We start from the raw sequence: 17,227 nt of genomic DNA on the forward strand, positions 1-17,227 counted from the left end.
GCTGCCTGAACTTGTCGCATAGGTTTCAGCCCACGCGCTCAGATTGAGTAACCGCGTGGGCTTAGCTTCGCAACTCCGCTTCGCTACGCAGGCTGCCTCAACACCTCCACTCACACAAGGAACAAACCATGCCCCCACGCCAAACCCTGCTCAACTGGTGCGACCAAACCCTGCAACCCCAGCTATTCAAAGACGGCGCACCCAACGGCTTGCAAATTGAAGGCAACGACCAAATCCGCCACATCATCACCGCCGTAACCGCCAGCCAAGCCGCCATCAACCACACCATTACCCAAGGCGCAGACACCTTACTCGTGCACCACGGCTTATTTTGGCGCAGCGAACCCACCGCCATCATCGGCTGGAAAAAACAACGCATCGCCGCCCTACTCGCCCATAATATCAACCTGATTGGCTACCACCTGCCGCTCGATGCCCATCCCACGCTTGGCAACAACGCCCAACTCGCCGCCAAACTCAACTGGCAGCCTGAAAACACATTCGGCGAACAAAATCTGCTCAACATCGGCACATTGCCCGAAAACCAACGCACGCTCGCCCAGCTTGCCCAAGCTATTGAACAAACGCTGGGCAGAACACCCACCATTATAGGCAACCCCAAACAGCCGCTTACCCGCATCGCATGGTGCACAGGCGGCGCGCAATGGTATTTTCAGGCTGCCATAGATGCAAACGCAGACGTGTATCTCACAGGCGAAATCTCCGAAGCGCAATATCATCTTGCCAACGAAACAGACACAGCATTCATCGCCGCAGGGCACCATGCCACCGAACGCTACGGCATCCAAGCATTAGGTAAGGCACTCGCACAACAGTTTGATGTGAAAGTGCAGTTCTTTGATGAGCATAATCCAGCATAACAAAATGAACAAAAAGCAGCCTGAAAACTGATAAATGAAGTTTTCAGGCTGCTTTTTTATAAGAAGGTTTTACTTACCAAGTAAAAAACTCCCCACCTTCGTAGGGAGTTTTAGCATTCTAAATCCGAGGCAATATCAGATTAGAATTTGTGTTTCATACCAATGCTAACTACGTTAGCTTTCAGTTTGTCATCGCCTTTACCAGATTGCAGGTAGCCGTATTGACCATTAACGATAGTGCGTTTAGACAATGCGTAGTCAGCACCTACCAAACCTTGGTAGTATTTGCCATTACCAGCAATTTTGTCACCATTAATGTCTTTGATACCGAAACCGTAAGCAAAAGTACCTTTCAGAGTCAAAGCATCATTAAGAGTGTAAGCACCAGACAACGCCAACTCGTTTACTTTATCAGCATCAGCATTCAAAGTAGAATTAGCACGTTCTACACGTTGTGAGCGTTGGTAAGCCAAACCAGCCAACCATTTGTCGCTCTCGTAACCTGCTTGTACCAATGCTTGGTAACCGCCTTTTTTACCAGCAGCAACAGCAGCAGTAGTACCGCGTGCATATACACCAGCAACATCAGCAAAGAAGCCAGAGTTTTTGTAGCTTGCGCTCAAACCATAAATGCCTTTGGCTTTATTTTTGTGAGCACCCAATGCGTTAGTGCTTTCGCCGTTTTCTTGCTCGCTAGGTGAGTAGTAAGCTTTTGCAGTGAAACCAGACAAATCAGGAGTTTCGTAGCTAACTGCAGTTGCACGACGGTTAGCATCAGTACCACGAGTGAATGTTCCCAAACCAGCAACAGAAGAATCATATTCCCATTGGTCCAGTTTGCCATTCAACTCTTTGATTGGAGTTTGTTGGTAACCTACTTTAACAGTACCGAAGCCACCTTTCAAACCAATGAAAGAATCGCGAGTACCGAATGTACGACCGCTACCACCACCGATGTCTACTTTAGATTCAACTTGCCAAATAGCATCCAAGTTGTCAGTCAGGTGTTCATGACCTTTGAAACCGATACGTGAACCGTAATCAACGATTTGGGTAGTTGTACCTTTGTTTTTGTCTTGACCTAATTTGTTACCAAAAGTAGTTTCAACACCACCTTTGATTTGACCGTACAAAATCACATCGGCCATAGAAGCAGTTGACAATGAAGCCAAAGCCAAAGCAATCAGAGTTTTTTTCATTTCTGTATTCCTTATGTTTACTTAAACAAGTTTTGAAAAGAATTAAATGTGCTCACAATAAAACACTTTTAACCCCTGTTAAGCCCAAAATCTTATTGAGCCTTGCAGTTCGCAGTCGTTAATATAGCTATTTTGCGAAAAAAAAACAAACTTATTTTTTGTTTTTATGCTGAGCGTACTTTGGGATTTTTGGTTTTATTTTGACTATTTTGTCTTATTTTGTTGTTTAATAAAGCAATTTATAAGAATAAAATAGTGTTGTTTTTTTGCAAATTTATTTTTGCAGTGTTGCTTTTTTGTGGAATGAATGGGCGGCAGCTTGGTGTTTTCAGGCTGCCTTTGGTAGCAAGCCATTGCCTTCCAATTAGGCTGCGGCTAGTTTTTTGCTGATGCCTTGCTCAATTTTGGCCAGACTGTCGGCTTGGGCTTCTTGGTAGGCTTCTTCTAGGGCGAAGGCGAAACCTGTTGCATCGGTGCCGCCGTGGCTTTTGACGACGATGCCGCGCAAGCCGAGAAAGATGGCGCCGTTGTAGCGGCGCGGGTCTAGGCGGCGTTTGAAACTTTGAAGCACGGGCAGTGCAGTAAACGCGCTGAATTTGGTGTATAGGTTGCGCTGGAATTCTTGTTTGATGATGCCACCCATAAAGCCTGCCGTGCCTTCTATGGTTTTGAGTACGATGTTGCCCACAAAGCCGTCGGCAATCACGATGTCTACTTTATCGCTGTATATTTGGTTGGCTTCGATGTTGCCGATGAAATTGACGGGGCTTTGTTGGAGCAGTTGAAAGGCTTGCTTAACGGTTTCGGTGCCTTTGATGTCTTCCGTGCCGATGTTGAGCAAGCCGATTTTAGGGGCGTTGTGGCTGGGATACAGGGCGCGGTAGAGTTCGTTGCCCATGATGGCGAATTGGTGGAGCTGCTCGGGGGTGCTGTCGACGTTTGCGCCGAGGTCAAGCATCAGGGTGAGCTGGTCGTTTTCAGCGGGGAGAAATTTGGCAATGGCGGGGCGGTCTATATGGGGCAGGGTTTTGAGCACGAAGCGGGCGGTTGCCATCAACGCGCCTGTGTTGCCTGCGGAAACGGCGGCTTGGGCGTTGCCCTCTTTCACTTGCTGGATGGCAACGCGCATGGATGAGTCTTTTTTGTTTTTTAGGGCGTACTGCGGAGCTTCGTCCATGCCGACGACTTCGCTTGCGTGAATGATGCTGATGCGCGCCATTGGGGCGTTGGCTTGTTGCAAGGCGGTTTGAATTTGGGCTTGGTCGCCTACCATGATGAGTTTGGCATCGGGGCGGCGTTGCAAGAAGTTGGCGGCGGCGGGGGCGGTTACGGCGAGACCAATGTCGCCGCCCATGGCATCTACGGACAGGGTTATCATGTTGAAGGTTTCCTTGGTGAGGGTTGGGCTTGGTGCGAGGCTGGCGCACTCGTTTTCAGGCTGCCTTTGGCGTTAGCCCTTGGTGTTTGCGGCTTACCCAGTATTCAAAGCAGGTATTGTAAAACGGTTTCAGGCTGCCTGAAACGCTTTTTGGGGGTTTCAGGCAGCCTGCGGAGCGTAGCGGAGTTGCGAAGCCAAAATGGTTTGCCGCTTTATTCTTCGTCGGAATGAACGCCTGCGGCGGCGCGGCAGTTGTGCGCTTCGATGTCGGTGGCATCCCATGGGTAGTTTATCCACCAGTCTTCAATTTCTACGCCGCTAAAATAGGCGACATCTGCGGGCAGCTCGGCGACTTTGGGTTTGAGCTTGTTGTGAATCACGGCGACGCCGATTTTCTTGAAGCCGTCGCGTTCCAGTTCATCCAGCACAAAACGCATGGTGGTGCGGCTGTCGTCCACTTCGTCCACCACCAAAACGTTTTTGCCTTGCAATTCGGTCGGAATCGGGTCAAGCCATTGAATTTTCTGCACCGCATCGGTGGTTTGGCTGTCGGTTTCGTTCAGATAATAGGCGGTGGTTACGGCGTAGATGGGGATGTCAAGAAAAGTGCGCAGCATTCGGGCGGGGATAAAGCCGCCGCCGCCGATGGCAATCATGGCATCGTATTTGACGCCTGCTTCGTTGATTTTTTGGGCGATGTGTTTCACGGTGCGATGGATGTCGTCGTAGGTGTACCAAATTTTTTGTGCCATGGGAATGCTCGCTTTTCTGTGATGGGATGGGATGTTTCAGGCTGCGTTGGCGTGAGAGTGGGCAGCCTGAAAATGGTTGGTACGAAAAAGCCAGCCGATATTGCTGTTGCTCAATCGCTGGCTTTTTGCGCCGCTGTGCTTATTCGCCTTTGGCTTTGGCTACTTTGCGACCACGATACATTCCGTTGGGAGAAATGTGATGTGGGCGGTGCACTTCGCCTGTTGCGCTATCTACGGACAATGCGGGGGCAGTAAGCGCGTCGTGTGAACGGTGCATACCACGGCGTGAGGGGGATTTTTTGTTCTGTTGAACGGCCATTTTGAACTCCTAATTAAATGAAAGATAAAAAAGTTAGCCCGATTTTTTCAATCCTGCCAGCGCGGCAAAGGGATTGGGTTTGCTTTGATTGTTGGCTTCTAGCTGGGCGTTGCCGCATTGTTCGTGCTTGGGGGAAAACGGCAAAGCCATGAGGATTTGGTCTTCAATGAGCGAGAAAACGTCTATTTCGGGTTCTTGCAGCATGCCTTCGAGGTCTTCGTCGGCAAGCATGGCTTCGTCTAGCGTTTCTTCGTTTTCAAACAGAACAATCCGCACGTTTTCGTTTAACGCAAATTCTGTGGGTTGCATGCAACGTTGGCATTGCAGGGGCAGGCAGCCTGAAAGGGTGAGCGTTAAATAGGGGCGTTGCCATTTATCTATGCCGCCTGTTAGGGTGTAGGCGACGGATGATGACAAGTCGGTGAAATCGTGCGTCCAAACGCGTTCGTCCAGTTGGTTGAGCGAGACGTTGCCTTGCAGGGTTTCTTGCTTGGCGGTGAACGCTTGGGAATCAATCAGTATTCGGTTTAACATAAACGGCGCATGATATAATTTTATGCTTATTCAGTCAATATTTTTAAGGGAGTGGCGCGATGGCGTTGCCTGTTGTTTTGGGGTCTTCTTCGGTGTTTCGCCAGCAGCAGTTGGCAGCTTTGGGCTTGGATTTTGCGGTGGGCAAGCCTGTGTTTAATGAGTCGCCGCTGGCGGGGGAATCGGCGCGGGATACGGCGTTGCGTTTGGCGGTGGGCAAGGTGCGCTCGTTGGCGAGGCGGTTTCCTGCGCATTTGATTATTGGGGCGGATCAAGTGGCTTGGTGTGATGGGCGGCAGTTGGGCAAACCGATGTCGGTGGAGCGGGCGGCGGCGATGTTGGGCGCGTTATCGGGGCGGGAGATTGTGTTTTACAGCGCGGTGTGTGTGTTGGATTCGGTTTCAGGCTGCCTTAAATCGCATGTGGATGAGACGGTGGTGCGGATGCGGGCATTGTCGGCGGGGCAGATTGGGCGGTATTTGGCGCGTGAGCCTGATGCGATTTTTTGCGCGGGGGCGGCAAAAAGCGAGGGCTTGGGCGCGGCGTTGTTGGAGCGCGTGGATTGTTCTGATCCGAATGCGTTGATTGGTTTGCCGATTTTTTGGTTGGTGGGGACGTTGGGGGCGTTTGGTGTGGAGGTGGTTTGAGGGGGAGATGGATGGGTTGAGGCAGCCTGAAAATCGGGAACTGGTTTTCAGGCTGCCTTTGGCGTGTGATGGCTTAGGCTCAAATTGTTGCGCGGCTTATTGGGCAGCCTGAAAATCATGCCATGATTGGTTGATGCTGCGCGGGGTGCAGGGGCTTGCCCCTGCTCGTGGTAGGCGGCGAAACGCCTGCGCGGGCGATGTTGAATAATGGCAGGTTGCGCGGCGAAGTGTGGAGTTCTTGTTGGGCGGATGGGGGGGGTGGGGCGGCGGGCTGTTGTTCTATTGGCGTTTCAGGCTGCTTTGTTAGCTGCGTGCGCAGCGAAGCTGCACACCCTACGATTTGTTGCTTTTATTGCGGCAGCGTTGTTAATTTGAAATTATTTAAGCGTTTTCAGGCTGCCTTGATTGCATATTAAGGCAGCCTGAAAATGTTTACCGCTTGCGCTGCAACACCCATTTGATGTCGTCGCCCAACGCTTCCACGCTCACGGTTTGCCATTTTGACGGACGGGTGAGCGTGTTTTCGTTTTCAGGCAGCCTGAAAAGACCGCGCGCGCTGTCGCCGAGGATTTTCGGGGCTTGGTAGTACACGATTTCATCCGCCAAATCGGCTTGGATAAAGGCGGTGGCGAGGGTGCTGCCCGCTTCTACCATCAGCTCGCCGATTTGGTGTTCTCGGGCGAGATGGGCGAGCAGGCTGGATAAATCGTTTTCAGGCTGCCTATATATGTGCACGTTGGGGTAATCGGCGAAGGGGTTGGCGGGGCTTTGCGTGCAGATGAGCGTTTCGCCGCCGTCTTGGATGATGCGGCTGCGGGCGGGGGTGCGCAGTTGGCGGTCCAGCACGATGCGCAACGGCTGGCGGATGGTGGGGATGCGGACGTTGAGCTGCGGGTTGTCGGCGAGGATGGTGCCGATGCCGGTGAGCACAGCGCAGCTTTCGGCGCGTTGGATTTGCACGTCGGCGCGGGCGGCTTCGCCTGTTATCCATTGGCTTGCGCCGTTGGCAAGCGCGGTTTTGCCGTCTAGGCTGGCGGCGATTTTGAGTTTGACAAACGGGCGTTGGCGTTCGATGCGCGACAGAAAGCCGCGGTTGAGCGCGCGCGCTTCGGCTTCGCACAGCCCGCTAGCGGTTTGGGTGCCTGCTTGGCGCAGGATGGCCAAGCCTTTGCCTGCCACAAGGGGGTTGGGGTCTTGCATGGCGGCGACCACGCGCGATACGCCTGCGCGAACGAGCGCTTCGGCGCAAGGGGGCGTGCGCCCGTGGTGGGCGCAGGGTTCTAGGGTTACATAGGCGGTTGCGCCGCGTGCCAGCGCGCCCGCTTGGGCAAGGGCGTGGACTTCGGCGTGCGGCGCGCCCGCTTGCACATGGTAGCCTTGCCCGACGATTTGGCTGCCGTGCGCGATAACGCAGCCGACGCGCGGGTTAGGGCTGGTGGAAAAGCGTCCTTGCCATGCGAGGGCGAGGGCGAGTTGCATGTGTTGGGTGTCTTGGTGAGTGAACGGAGGCATGGCGGTTGCAATGGGATGGGAGTGGGAAGAAGGTGCGGAGCGGTAAAACGGTTGGACTGGGATGACGGCGCAAACGGAAAGCCGCCCTGCCCTGCGGATAACATTGAGGCAGCCTGAAAAGGGATAACCCCGTTTTCAGGCTGCCTTATATGTATATGCGCGCGGTTAGTTAAACTTCACGCTGTTTGCCAGCAGGTCTTTCAACTCGTTGGCAGACATTTGCCCGCTGGTGGCGCACACCACGGCGAGTTCTTTATCGGCAGACAAATGGGCGATGCAGCTTTCGCGGGTGCTAGCGTTTTCGTTGGCTTGGGTGTAGCGGTATGCCATGCTATCGGCGGTGGCGGCATCTACTTGCGCGTCTTTCACGCTTTGGTCGCTTTCAATTTCTTTTTTCAAATCGGCAAACAGTTTGTCGGCGGCTTTGTCGGTTTTGCCTGTTTGCACCACGGATAGGGTTAAATCGGCATCGTCGTTGCGTTGCAGCAGGGTTACTTGCTCAGCGGGCACGCCTTCGGGCAACAGGTTGGCATCGGCGAGCTTGTCTTCGAACGCGCCGCTAATATTTTGCGGGATAACGAATTGCACTTTGTTGTCTTTGCTCGATAGCGTGGTGCCGGCGGCTTCGGATGTGCCGGCGGCGGATGCAGCAGATGCTTCGGAAGCGGCTGCGGGCGCGGCGGGCGCGCTAACGGCGGCAGGCGCGGAGGCGGCGGGGTTTACAGGTTGGTCGCCGCACGCCGCCAAACCGATGGCGGCGGCGATAAGCAGGGCTTGCTTTTTCAATGAAATAATTTTGGATGACATGGATGTTGTCCTTGAGTTTGTTATAAAAGGGATGGGCAGCCTGAAAACGGAAAACGCGGCTTGCGCTGTTTGTTTTCAGGCTGCCTTGGGGCTTAGCCTAAATCCAAAACGGCAGAGGTGTACACGTTTTGCACGTCGTCCAGGCTTTCCAGCGCGTCGATGAGTTTTTGCATTTTTTCGGCATCGGCGCCGCTCAGTTCGGTGGTGTTTTGCGCGCGCATGGTTACGTCGCCGTCTTCGGCTTTGAAGCCTGCTTGTTCCAGCGCGGCTTTGATGGCAGCCCAATCATTGGGCGCGGTGATGACTTCAATAATGCCTTCGTCGTCCACAATCACATCTTCTGCGCCCGCTTCCAGCGCGGCTTCCATCAGCGCGTCTTCGTCCACATTGGCAAAAACAAGATAGCCTTGATGCACAAAGTTAAACGCCACGCAGCCGTCTGTGCCCAAATTGCCGCCGTTTTTGGTGAAGGCGTGGCGCACATCGGCAACGGTGCGGGTTTTGTTGTCGGTCATGCAGTCCACCATCAGGGCTGCGCCGCCGATGCCGTAGCCTTCGTAGCGCAGTTCTACATAATCCACGCCTTCTAGGTTGCCTGTGCCTTTATCTATCGCGCGTTGCACGTTGTCTTTGGGCATATTGGCATCCCATGCTTTGTCCATAGCAAGGCGCAGGCGGGGGTTGGATGCGGGGTCGCCACCGCCTTGCTTGGCGGCTACGGTGATTTCTTTAATCAGTTTGGTAAAAATTTTGCCGCGTTGGGCATCGACGCGGGCTTTTTTGTGTTGGATATTCGCCCATTTGCTGTGTCCAGCCATGTTTGGTCTCCGAGAGATAATTGCTTCAAAACGCGCGATTTTATCATAGAACCTATTTTTGCTGTGATTGGGCAAGGTGAACTGGGTTTTCAGGCTGCCTTTGGGGTGTTGAGGCAGCCTGAAAACGTGTAAACGAAATCCCAAGCGGTTGCTGTTCTATTTTTAGTTTTCAGGCTGCCTCTATGCTGTTGTGCAAGCAATCCTGTAAACAAAGGCAGCCTGAAAAGCCAAATTCCCGTACAATTGCCCCCATGCAAAACAGCTTACACATCCCATGATTTACCATCGTCAATTCATCAAAGAAACCACGCTCACCGCCATCGCCATCTTTTTTGTGGTGTTGGCGATACTGGTGTTCACCCAAGGCATCAATATGCTCGGGCGCGCCGCCGACGGGCGCGTTGCCGTGGATGCCGTTACCACGCTGATTGGCTTTTGGACGCTGGGCATGACCCCGCTTCTGCTGGTGCTCACCGCCTACATCAGCACGCTCACGGTGCTCACACGCTATTGGCGCGACAGCGAAATGGCGATTTGGTTATCCAGCGGCTTAGGGTTGAAAAAATGGATACGCCCCGTGCTCACCTTTGCCCTGCCGCTTGCCGTGTTGGTGGCAACGATGCAAATTTCCGTGTTGCCGTGGGCGGAATACCGCAGCCGCGAATACGCCGAAATCTTGAAGCAAAAGCAAAATTTATCGCTGGTGCAAGCGGGCACGTTTAGCGAATTGGGCAAAAAAGACGGGCGCGTGTATTTTGTGGAAACGTTTGACACCGATAACGGCATCATGAAAAACCTGTTTATCCGCGATATAGACGAAACGGGGCGCGACAGCGTGGTGTTCGCCAAAGAAGGGCGTTTTGATTTGTCTAACAACAAGCGCACGCTGGTGCTCACCAACGGCTATCGTTACAGCGGCATCGCGGGGCGTGGCGATTTTGACCAAGTGTCGTTTCAAGAGCTCAACCTCATCATCAACACCACGCCCAAAGTGGTGGACCCGATTGACCACCGCCGCACCATTCCCACCGCGCAGCTTATCGGCAGCAGCAACCCGCAATACCAAGCCGAGCTGATGTGGCGCGTGTCGCTGCCGATAACCGTGTTGCTGCTCAGCCTGCTGGCGATTCCGCTGTCGTATTTCAACACGCGCTCGGGCAATTCGTATCATGTGTTGCTCGCCGTGGGCTTCTTTTTGGTGTACCAAAACGGCTTAACCCTGCTGCGCGATGCGGTGGAAGACGGCAAAATTAACTTTTGGCTGGGCTTGCTGCCGATGCACTTGCTGATGATTGCCTGCATTTGGGTATTGCTGCGGATGCGCTCCATGCCCGCGAAGCCGTTTTGGCAGGGGCTGAAAGCGGCGGTGCTGGGGCGGTAGTTGCCCTAATCTGCCCAAAGGCAGCCTTACCCCTTTGTCCAAATCTTTGATTTGGGTATAAAGGGTTATGCCGCAGCGTAGTGCGCAAGGCTGAAACGACTGCTAAACCTGTTTTCAGGCTGCCCTATTCCCTCCATCCCTTTTTCAGGCTGCCTTACTCTATGCCATGAAACAGTCCACAGAAGCAGCCTTGCTCCTTTGTCCAAATCTTTGATTTGGGTATTAAGTAAGCATCTAAATCTTTGATTTAGCTATGCGGACTTATGCAAAGCTCAGGGGTATACCGCAGCGCAACGCGCAAGGTTGAAAATCCTTTAACTAAAATCCTTTAACCCATCTCACCCCCTATTTTCAGGCTGCCTACTGCACCGCAGCCTGAAACACCAACCGCCATGAACCTCATCACCCGCTATCTCATCAAACGCCTTGCCGTCGCCTCGTGCTACGCCCTGTTCGCCATCCTCGCGCTATACAGCTTCATCGACCTCATCAGCGAAACTAGCGTGGTCGGGCAAAACCAATACACGCTTTGGGTGGCAACCCAATACATCCTGATGCAAATGCCCGCACGCGCCTATCAGCTGATGCCGCTTGCCACGCTCATCGGCGGGCTGGTTGCGCTCAACCAGCTTGCCAACAACAGCGAGCTTGCCGTCATCAAAACCAGCGGCTTATCCACCGCAAACATCATCGGCATCATCATCAAATTCAGCGCCATTTTCGCCATCGCCACCGTGTTGCTTGGCGAATGGCTCGCGCCTGAGCTCAGCCGCCGTGGCGACGAAATGAAAGCCAACGCCCGCGCGGGGCACATTGCCGCCGCCCACAACGGCATCTGGATTAAACAACCGGGCAGCATGATAAACGTTGCCTCCATGCTGCCCGACAACACGCTCGTTGGCATCAAAATCTGGCACTACAACGACCAATTCCAGCTCACCGAAGCCATCAGCGCTGAAAAAGCCACCGTAGCCAACGGCGCGTGGCAACTGCACAACACCCACAGCACCACCCTCGCTGATAACCACGCCCAGCCCCAGCAACAAGCCGAGCGCGAATGGCAAACCGACATCGGCAAACCCCTGCTCAACGTATTACTGGTTAAACCCGAGCAAATGAGCTTCACCGCGCTCACCCAATACATCCGCTATCTCAAAGAAAACCACCAGCAAACCCAAGCCTATGATGTCGCATGGTGGAACAAACTCATCTACCCCATCGCCACGATGGTGATGGCACTCGTTGCCCTCGCCTTCACCCCCAATTCAGGGCGGCACAGCAACATGGGCTTAAAACTGTTTGGTGGCATCTGCCTTGGGCTGCTGTTCTTCTTCACAGGGCGGCTATTTGGCTTCACCACCCAGCTTTACGGCGTGCCCGCCATGCTCTCCGCCATCCTGCCCACCGCCGCCTTTGGCTGCTGGGCGATGTATCTAATACGCAAGCAAGAGCAGCGGTAGGCAGCCTGAAACCAATAGGCAGCCTGCGTAGCGAAGCGGCGTTGCGAAGCTAAAATGGATGGATGCCATCAACCAAGCTACTCACCATTTTCAGGCTGCCTTACCCCGCCCCACCCCCAAATTCAGTATAATCCCCCCATTTTTCCAACCCCATAACACAAAGACACAACATGACCGAACAACAACCCAACCTAGAACAAATGACCGCCATCGCCGTCAATGCCCTAGAAGACATCAAAGCCAAAGACATCATCGTGCTCAACACCAGCGACAAAACCTCCCTCTTCGCCCGCATGATTATCGCCAGCGGCGATTCCACCCGCCAAGTCAAAGCCCTTGCCAACAACGTCGCCGTCGATTTGAAAGAAGCAGGCTACACCATCCTCAGCAGCGAAGGGCAAGACAGCGGCGAATGGGCGCTGGTGGATGCCGACGATTTAATCGTCCACGTGATGCTCCCCGCCGTGCGCGATTATTACGACATCGAAGCGCTCTGGGGCGGCGAAAAACCCCAATTCCACACAGGCGCAAGCAAACCATGGCACGCCGCCGATAACTAAGAACCTATATTCACTATTTTCAGGCTGCCTAAACACACATAGGCAGCCTGAAAACACTCTTAACCACTCGCTCGCACAAGCGATGCCCGCCATGACCCCACACCAACTCAAAACCCAACAACAACGCCATCGGCAGCAAATCCAAAACTACCAACACCAACAGCTCGCCCAAGAGCTGCAAGACACCCACGACTACACCCAACACACCCACGGCGAAACCAGCCCCCAACACGCCCAAAGCCTGCTCAACCTCGGCGCATGGCACACCGCCAACGGCGATTACGCCGCCGCCGAACCGCTGCTCAAACAAGCCGTGCACATCCAACGCCAACACAGCAACCCCAACGCCCTCGCCCAAGCCCTCAACCAGCTTGCCATCAACCAACTGCACACCGCCCAAGCCAGCGAAGCCCAACGCAATCTCGAAGAAGCCCTAACCCTCGCCACCGAAGCCGACTTAACCGCCCAAATCCACGACGACCTCGGCAACGCCCACTACACCCAAGAAAACCTTGCCCAAGCCCTGCACCACTACGAACAAGCCGCCGCCCGATTTGAACGCCTATACGGCATGCACCACCCAAAAACCGCCCAAGCCTACACCCACGCCGCCGCCGTCTACCGCCAGCAAGACCACGCCCAAGAAGCCCTGTCCATCCTGCAACACACCACCCAAATCCTAGAAACCACCGCCCCCGCCCACCACCCGAGCACCGCCCTCGCCCACTGCGAACTCGCCGCCGCCCACGACGCGCTCAAACACTATCCCCAAGCCGCCGAACACTACCGCCAAGCCGCGCAACACCTCGCCCGCAGCGTCGGCACCGACCACCCGCTCTACGCCAAATACCTCTGCCGCCACGCCTACCACCACCTGCAAACCCACCGGCCCGAGCAAGCCCTCACCCAGCTCCACCAAGCCCTGCTCATCTTCATGAACACCTACGAAGACGACCACCCCATCATCCACAACACCATCCAAAACATCGTCTTGCTCATGATGATGACCGGCAACGACCACCCGGATTAACCCAAAGGCAGCCTTGCCCCTTTGTCCAAATCTTTGATTTGGGTATTAAAGGGGTATACCGCAGCGCAACGCGCAAGGTTGAAAACACAACACAAAATGGCATGGCGACGGCTCGTCGCCATACATATACATAAATGTTTACCGCAACCACAGTAAGCCAACCCCGTTTTCAGGCTGCCTCATTCCCACCCCGACACCCAAACATGAACATCACCATCCTAGCCGTCGGCACCAAAATGCCCCGTTGGGTAACCGAAGCCGTCAACGAATACAGCAAACGCTTCGGGCGCGACATCCACTACACCCTAAAAGAAATCAAACCCGAAAAACGCGGCGCAGGCACCAGCAGCGCGCAAGGCATGGCCGCCGAAGAAAAACGCATCCTCGAAGCCCTGCCGCCCAACGCCCACATCATTGCCCTAGACGAACGCGGCAAAGCCCCCACCTCCGTAGAACTGGCCGAACACCTGCGCGGCTGGCAGCAAAACGGCGCCCACCCCTGCTTCATCATCGGCGGCGCAGACGGCATGACCGACAGCCTCAAACAACGCGCCCACCTGATGCTGCGCCTGTCCAGTCTCACCCTGCCGCACGGCATGGTGCGCGTGCTGCTCACCGAACAGCTCTACCGCGCCGTCTCCATCCTCAACAACCACCCCTACCACCGCGAGTAAACCCCAAAGGCAACCTGAAAACAGGTTTGCCCATCCCCCAAAACCACACCCATGAACAGCAAACACCTCAAACTGCTTATCACCCTCATCGCCCTGCTGGTTCTCGCCAACATCGGCATCCAATTCTGGCAACCCCATCCCGCCACCGCCCCCCAAACCGCCAAAAAATCCCGCGCCCAAACCACGCTCCCCGCGCCCAAACAATACGCCCAAACCCCGTTTGACTGGCACAGCGTCAAGCTGGAAAGCAACCTCTGGAAAATCAGCAAAGCAGGGCAGCCCGATTCCTACCTGCTCGGCACCATCCACATCGGCAAAACCGACGCCCGCATCAGCCCCGCCCTCGCCCAGCTGATTACCCAAAACCAAAAAATCATCACCGAAGTCGCCGACGGCATCCCCGAAAGCACGCGCCAAAGCCTCGTCCAAGCCATGCTCAGCGACACCCCGCTCTCGCAGAAAATGGGCAGCCGCGCGTTTAACGCCCTCAAACAACACATCCGCAGCTACCCCAACGCCGAACCGCTCCTGCAAAGTCTGGACCAACTCCACCCGTGGGCGGTCTTGCTCAACACCCTGAGCCTGCGCGAAACCGACGAAAGCAACGAAACAGGCGCAGACAAGCTCATCACCGCCCAAGCCACTCAGCAGCACAAACCGCTCGGCAGCTTGGAAAGCCACATTGAAGCGCTCGCCTACTTTCACATCCTGCCCGAAGAGCTCATCATCGCCGGGCTGAACGACTGGGCGCAACGCCCCAAAAAAGACAACGACAAAATCATCTTCGAAGCCTATGCCCACGGCGATTTCGCCCGCATCCCCGCCCTGCTGCAAAAAGACACCGAATTCAACCCCGAAAGCAGCCTTTCCCCCGCGCAGCAGCAACAATTTGCCGACTGGTTCGTGCAACAGATGATTGTTGCCCGCAACCGCAACTGGCTGCCCAAAATCCAAGCCGAAGCCGCCAAACAGCCCACCCTGTTTGCCGTGGGCACCGCGCATCTGGTGGGCAACCAAGGCCTGATTATGCTGCTGCGCCACAACGGCTACCAAGTCGAACCGATGCCCAAGCTCGCCGTGTGGCAATAAGCATCGGCAGCCTGAAAACGAGCGCAGCCAAAACAAATGAAATGGGTTTCGGCGCAGCCAAAACCGCCGCCACAACGGCGCATCCGATTGCCTGCCCCAAAGCATCAAAGGCAGCCTGAAAATCCCATCACGGGTTTCAGGCTGCCTTTGTTTGCGCGCGGTTTACACATTTTGAAAAGGGAAACGGCTTGGCTGTCTTCGTTCCATTGAACCGCGTTTCAAGTTGAAACCTTTACGAACTTGCCACCCATAGAACAGGCGCGCCGACATCCCGCCAACGCCTGATTAAACAAACTGTTTGACGGCAAACCGCCGCCGCGCCATTTGGCTTTCAGGCTGCCTTATCCCCCGCCGAACCGCTTGGGATAGCGTTTTTCGGCAAACCGCCACACCGAGCGCGCAAACAGCCGAATGATTTTCGCCGCAGCGGGGTCTTGCCGCTTGATTTGCGGCAGCCTGAAAAACAGGTCGCGCAAATCCTGTTCCGCGTGCTGTTTTTGCTGCGCCAGCCACGCGGCAACGGCGGGATTTTGGCTGACCACGCGCCCGTTGCGCTCATCGGGCGCAAGTCGGGCGGCGTGCCACACTTCGGCGGGGATGTTGATGATGCCGCAAGCGAGGTCGGCATCCCAATCGCGCATCGCGGAACACCATGCCAGCGCGCGCACCAGCTCGGGAACGTGTTTGGCGCGGGTGGCGCATTGCTGGGCGCAAAACAGCAGATTGAGCGACGAGGCAAAAGTTTGGCGCATATGCCGTTGCAACCGCGCTTGCGGGTAAAGCAGGCGGGCGGGGGCGCGGACGGCATCGGCCTGCATCAGCCGCAGCAGGCGGGCCACTTCCGCGTGGGCTTCGGCGTAAGCGGGCAGTCGGGCGAGCTGGCGGTTAAACAGACAGGCAAGTCGCGGCAGGTCGGATAGCGGCTTGGATGGAATTTCAGGCTGCCTCATATCTGCCGCGCTGTTTGCGGCAGCCTGAAACGCGCCATGCCGGTTTTCAGGCTGCCTTTGCGCGGGTTGAGCATAGCTTTGCCATTGTCGGATGATTTGCGCGGCGTGTTGCGGCGGCGTGAGCGCGTGTGAGGCTGTGCCGCAATCGGCAGCATTCGTTTTGGTTGCACTCGTTTTCAGGCTGCCATTGAGCGGGCGGTCGCCGTCCATAATGTCGTCGTAGGCCTGCAAAAAGCAGTAGCCCGCAATCATCAGTTTGCTGCGCTTGGGATGGAACGGATATTGGCTGTACAAAATCAGGCTGACGAGCGCATAGCGCGGATGGCGGCGGGCGAACCGAGCTTGGTTGTGCAGCCAAAGCAGATGCGTTTGGTAGCCGGGCAAAGTGGCGCGGGCAAGGCGGCGGATGGGTTGCCAAAGCAGCAGCACCAACAGATTGCCCGCCACCAAATCCAGCCAGTGATGGGCGTGGATGGTGAGCGTGCTGATGTTGATGGCGGCGGCATACAGCCAAATGACAGCGCGCGCGGGGCGCGAAACATGTCGGTGCAACAGCGCGGCGGCGCTGGTGGCAAACGCGCAATGCAGCGAGGGCAGATAGTTGTGGCTCATGCCGATGGTGTGCGCAAGGCGCAGCAGCGTTTGCCCTGCGCCTTGCGGGTTTTCAGGCTGCATAAAACGAACGTGAACGGGATAAAGCTGAAATGCGATACTGGCAACCACCAGCTCGCCGGTGAGCAGCAAAAAGAAACGCCATTGCGCGGCGATGTTGAGCCGACGGGCGGCGCAAACCAAAAACAGCGGCAGGCTCAAATAAAGCCATGCGGTGGCGGGAATAAGCGGCACGGCGCTGTTTAACGCCAACGCAGGCGCGGGGTTGCGATAAGCGGCAAGGCAGCTGCTGCCGCCAAACAACAAGATGAACAGCAGAGTAAACAGCAGGATAAGCGCATAAGCAGAGATTCGGTTCATGGCGGCAAAGGCTGAGGCAGCCTGAAAATCAGGTTTCAGACAAACAAAAAGGACTGCTCGCAAAAGCAGTCCTTCAAAATTTGGTGCCCAGAAGAAGACTCGAACTTCCACGTCCTTACGGACACTAGTACCTGAAACTAGCGCGTCTACCAATTCCGCCATCTGGGCAAAGAAGCGCGCATTATAGCGGTGCAACCGGCAATGCGTCAAGCGGTATATCTGCAAACGGCGCAAAACAGATGCGAAAAACCCAACCTTGTGCTACAC

Annotated in this window: 17 protein-coding genes and 1 tRNA gene; 8 read left to right on the top strand and 10 right to left on the bottom strand. The window is 55.2% G+C overall.

Annotated elements, in window-relative coordinates; genetic code table 11:
* Positions 1–128: 128 nt before the first annotated feature.
* Positions 129–881, top strand: coding sequence for a Nif3-like dinuclear metal center hexameric protein (locus H3L93_RS10540; RefSeq protein WP_003798931.1), 753 nt, complete (start codon positions 129–131; stop codon positions 879–881).
* A gap of 140 nt (positions 882–1,021) precedes the next feature.
* Here H3L93_RS10540 and H3L93_RS10545 read toward each other — a convergent pair whose 3' ends face one another.
* The 5 genes from H3L93_RS10545 to H3L93_RS10565 all read right to left on the bottom strand — a co-directional run bounded on the left by H3L93_RS10545 (position 1,022) and on the right by H3L93_RS10565 (position 5,063).
* The gene (locus tag H3L93_RS10545; protein ID WP_003798930.1) at positions 1,022–2,080 is read right to left on the bottom strand and encodes a porin; all 1,059 of its coding nucleotides are present in this window, start codon (positions 2,078–2,080) and stop codon (positions 1,022–1,024) included.
* Between the two features lie 364 nt (positions 2,081–2,444).
* Positions 2,445–3,458: a phosphate acyltransferase PlsX gene (gene plsX / locus H3L93_RS10550; RefSeq protein ID WP_003798925.1), complete on the bottom strand. Its 1,014-nt coding sequence runs from the start codon at positions 3,456–3,458 to the stop codon at positions 2,445–2,447.
* A 212-nt stretch (positions 3,459–3,670) separates the two neighbouring features.
* On the bottom strand, positions 3,671–4,210 hold the full coding sequence (locus H3L93_RS10555; protein WP_003798921.1) for a phosphoribosyltransferase: 540 nt from the start codon (positions 4,208–4,210) through the stop codon (positions 3,671–3,673).
* 139 nt (positions 4,211–4,349) lie between these two features.
* A complete protein-coding gene (rpmF, locus tag H3L93_RS10560; RefSeq protein WP_081446130.1) occupies positions 4,350–4,529 on the bottom strand; it encodes a 50S ribosomal protein L32 in 180 nt (59 codons plus the stop codon).
* Positions 4,530–4,562: 33 nt separating this feature from the next.
* On the bottom strand, positions 4,563–5,063 hold the full coding sequence (locus H3L93_RS10565; protein WP_003798918.1) for a YceD family protein: 501 nt from the start codon (positions 5,061–5,063) through the stop codon (positions 4,563–4,565).
* Between the two features lie 59 nt (positions 5,064–5,122).
* Here H3L93_RS10565 and H3L93_RS10570 point away from each other — a divergent pair, with 59 nt between their 5' ends.
* Entirely contained in the window at positions 5,123–5,707 is a 585-nt protein-coding gene (locus H3L93_RS10570; protein WP_003798915.1) for a Maf family protein, read from the top strand.
* A 432-nt stretch (positions 5,708–6,139) separates the two neighbouring features.
* Here H3L93_RS10570 and ribD read toward each other — a convergent pair whose 3' ends face one another.
* The 3 genes from ribD to H3L93_RS10585 all read right to left on the bottom strand — a co-directional run bounded on the left by ribD (position 6,140) and on the right by H3L93_RS10585 (position 8,844).
* On the bottom strand, positions 6,140–7,219 hold the full coding sequence (ribD, locus tag H3L93_RS10575) for a bifunctional diaminohydroxyphosphoribosylaminopyrimidine deaminase/5-amino-6-(5-phosphoribosylamino)uracil reductase RibD (protein WP_003798912.1): 1,080 nt from the start codon (positions 7,217–7,219) through the stop codon (positions 6,140–6,142).
* 165 nt (positions 7,220–7,384) lie between these two features.
* A complete protein-coding gene (locus H3L93_RS10580; RefSeq protein WP_003798910.1) occupies positions 7,385–8,026 on the bottom strand; it encodes a hypothetical protein in 642 nt (213 codons plus the stop codon).
* Between the two features lie 92 nt (positions 8,027–8,118).
* Positions 8,119–8,844, bottom strand: coding sequence for a YebC/PmpR family DNA-binding transcriptional regulator (locus H3L93_RS10585; RefSeq protein ID WP_003798908.1), 726 nt, complete (start codon positions 8,842–8,844; stop codon positions 8,119–8,121).
* Positions 8,845–9,118: 274 nt separating this feature from the next.
* Here H3L93_RS10585 and lptF point away from each other — a divergent pair, with 274 nt between their 5' ends.
* The 6 genes from lptF (at position 9,119) to H3L93_RS10615 (ending at position 15,038) form a co-directional block, all read left to right on the top strand.
* Positions 9,119–10,225, top strand: a complete 1,107-nt coding sequence (gene lptF, locus H3L93_RS10590) for an LPS export ABC transporter permease LptF (protein WP_003798904.1) — start codon at positions 9,119–9,121, stop codon at positions 10,223–10,225.
* Between the two features lie 392 nt (positions 10,226–10,617).
* Positions 10,618–11,685, top strand: coding sequence for an LPS export ABC transporter permease LptG (gene lptG, locus H3L93_RS10595; protein WP_003798900.1), 1,068 nt, complete (start codon positions 10,618–10,620; stop codon positions 11,683–11,685).
* 170 nt (positions 11,686–11,855) lie between these two features.
* On the top strand, positions 11,856–12,245 hold the full coding sequence (rsfS, locus tag H3L93_RS10600) for a ribosome silencing factor (RefSeq protein WP_003798899.1): 390 nt from the start codon (positions 11,856–11,858) through the stop codon (positions 12,243–12,245).
* A gap of 91 nt (positions 12,246–12,336) precedes the next feature.
* A complete protein-coding gene (locus tag H3L93_RS10605; RefSeq protein WP_169303492.1) occupies positions 12,337–13,275 on the top strand; it encodes a tetratricopeptide repeat protein in 939 nt (312 codons plus the stop codon).
* Between the two features lie 203 nt (positions 13,276–13,478).
* Positions 13,479–13,949: a 23S rRNA (pseudouridine(1915)-N(3))-methyltransferase RlmH gene (gene rlmH, locus H3L93_RS10610; RefSeq protein ID WP_003798892.1), complete on the top strand. Its 471-nt coding sequence runs from the start codon at positions 13,479–13,481 to the stop codon at positions 13,947–13,949.
* A 51-nt stretch (positions 13,950–14,000) separates the two neighbouring features.
* Entirely contained in the window at positions 14,001–15,038 is a 1,038-nt protein-coding gene (locus H3L93_RS10615; protein WP_003798890.1) for a TraB/GumN family protein, read from the top strand.
* A gap of 341 nt (positions 15,039–15,379) precedes the next feature.
* Here H3L93_RS10615 and H3L93_RS10620 read toward each other — a convergent pair whose 3' ends face one another.
* Positions 15,380–16,960 (bottom strand): phosphatase PAP2 family protein, encoded by a 1,581-nt coding sequence (locus H3L93_RS10620; protein WP_050755603.1) that lies wholly within the window; start codon positions 16,958–16,960, stop codon positions 15,380–15,382.
* Positions 16,961–17,041: 81 nt separating this feature from the next.
* Positions 17,042–17,128, bottom strand: a tRNA-Leu gene (locus tag H3L93_RS10625).
* Positions 17,129–17,227: the final 99 nt, after the last annotated feature.

The organism is Kingella oralis (assembly GCF_014054985.1).
In the GTDB taxonomy this organism is placed as follows: Bacteria; Pseudomonadota; Gammaproteobacteria; order Burkholderiales; family Neisseriaceae; genus Kingella_B; species Kingella_B oralis.

What these genes read in the sequence shown, in the direction of transcription:
- H3L93_RS10620 (WP_050755603.1), bottom strand. Translation starts at nt 16,960, where the DNA reads ATGAACCGAATCTCTGCTTATGCGCTTATCCTGCTGTTTACTCTGCTG.
- H3L93_RS10615 (WP_003798890.1), top strand. Translation starts at nt 14,001, where the DNA reads ATGAACAGCAAACACCTCAAACTGCTTATCACCCTCATCGCCCTGCTG.
- lptG (WP_003798900.1), top strand. Translation starts at nt 10,618, where the DNA reads ATGAACCTCATCACCCGCTATCTCATCAAACGCCTTGCCGTCGCCTCG.
- plsX (WP_003798925.1), bottom strand. Translation starts at nt 3,458, where the DNA reads ATGATAACCCTGTCCGTAGATGCCATGGGCGGCGACATTGGTCTCGCC.
- H3L93_RS10580 (WP_003798910.1), bottom strand. Translation starts at nt 8,026, where the DNA reads ATGTCATCCAAAATTATTTCATTGAAAAAGCAAGCCCTGCTTATCGCC.
- H3L93_RS10555 (WP_003798921.1), bottom strand. Translation starts at nt 4,210, where the DNA reads ATGGCACAAAAAATTTGGTACACCTACGACGACATCCATCGCACCGTG.
- H3L93_RS10585 (WP_003798908.1), bottom strand. Translation starts at nt 8,844, where the DNA reads ATGGCTGGACACAGCAAATGGGCGAATATCCAACACAAAAAAGCCCGC.
- H3L93_RS10545 (WP_003798930.1), bottom strand. Translation starts at nt 2,080, where the DNA reads ATGAAAAAAACTCTGATTGCTTTGGCTTTGGCTTCATTGTCAACTGCT.
- H3L93_RS10605 (WP_169303492.1), top strand. Translation starts at nt 12,337, where the DNA reads ATGACCCCACACCAACTCAAAACCCAACAACAACGCCATCGGCAGCAA.
- lptF (WP_003798904.1), top strand. Translation starts at nt 9,119, where the DNA reads ATGATTTACCATCGTCAATTCATCAAAGAAACCACGCTCACCGCCATC.
- H3L93_RS10540 (WP_003798931.1), top strand. Translation starts at nt 129, where the DNA reads ATGCCCCCACGCCAAACCCTGCTCAACTGGTGCGACCAAACCCTGCAA.
- rpmF (WP_081446130.1), bottom strand. Translation starts at nt 4,529, where the DNA reads ATGGCCGTTCAACAGAACAAAAAATCCCCCTCACGCCGTGGTATGCAC.
- H3L93_RS10570 (WP_003798915.1), top strand. Translation starts at nt 5,123, where the DNA reads ATGGCGTTGCCTGTTGTTTTGGGGTCTTCTTCGGTGTTTCGCCAGCAG.
- ribD (WP_003798912.1), bottom strand. Translation starts at nt 7,219, where the DNA reads ATGCCTCCGTTCACTCACCAAGACACCCAACACATGCAACTCGCCCTC.
- rlmH (WP_003798892.1), top strand. Translation starts at nt 13,479, where the DNA reads ATGAACATCACCATCCTAGCCGTCGGCACCAAAATGCCCCGTTGGGTA.
- H3L93_RS10565 (WP_003798918.1), bottom strand. Translation starts at nt 5,063, where the DNA reads ATGTTAAACCGAATACTGATTGATTCCCAAGCGTTCACCGCCAAGCAA.
- rsfS (WP_003798899.1), top strand. Translation starts at nt 11,856, where the DNA reads ATGACCGAACAACAACCCAACCTAGAACAAATGACCGCCATCGCCGTC.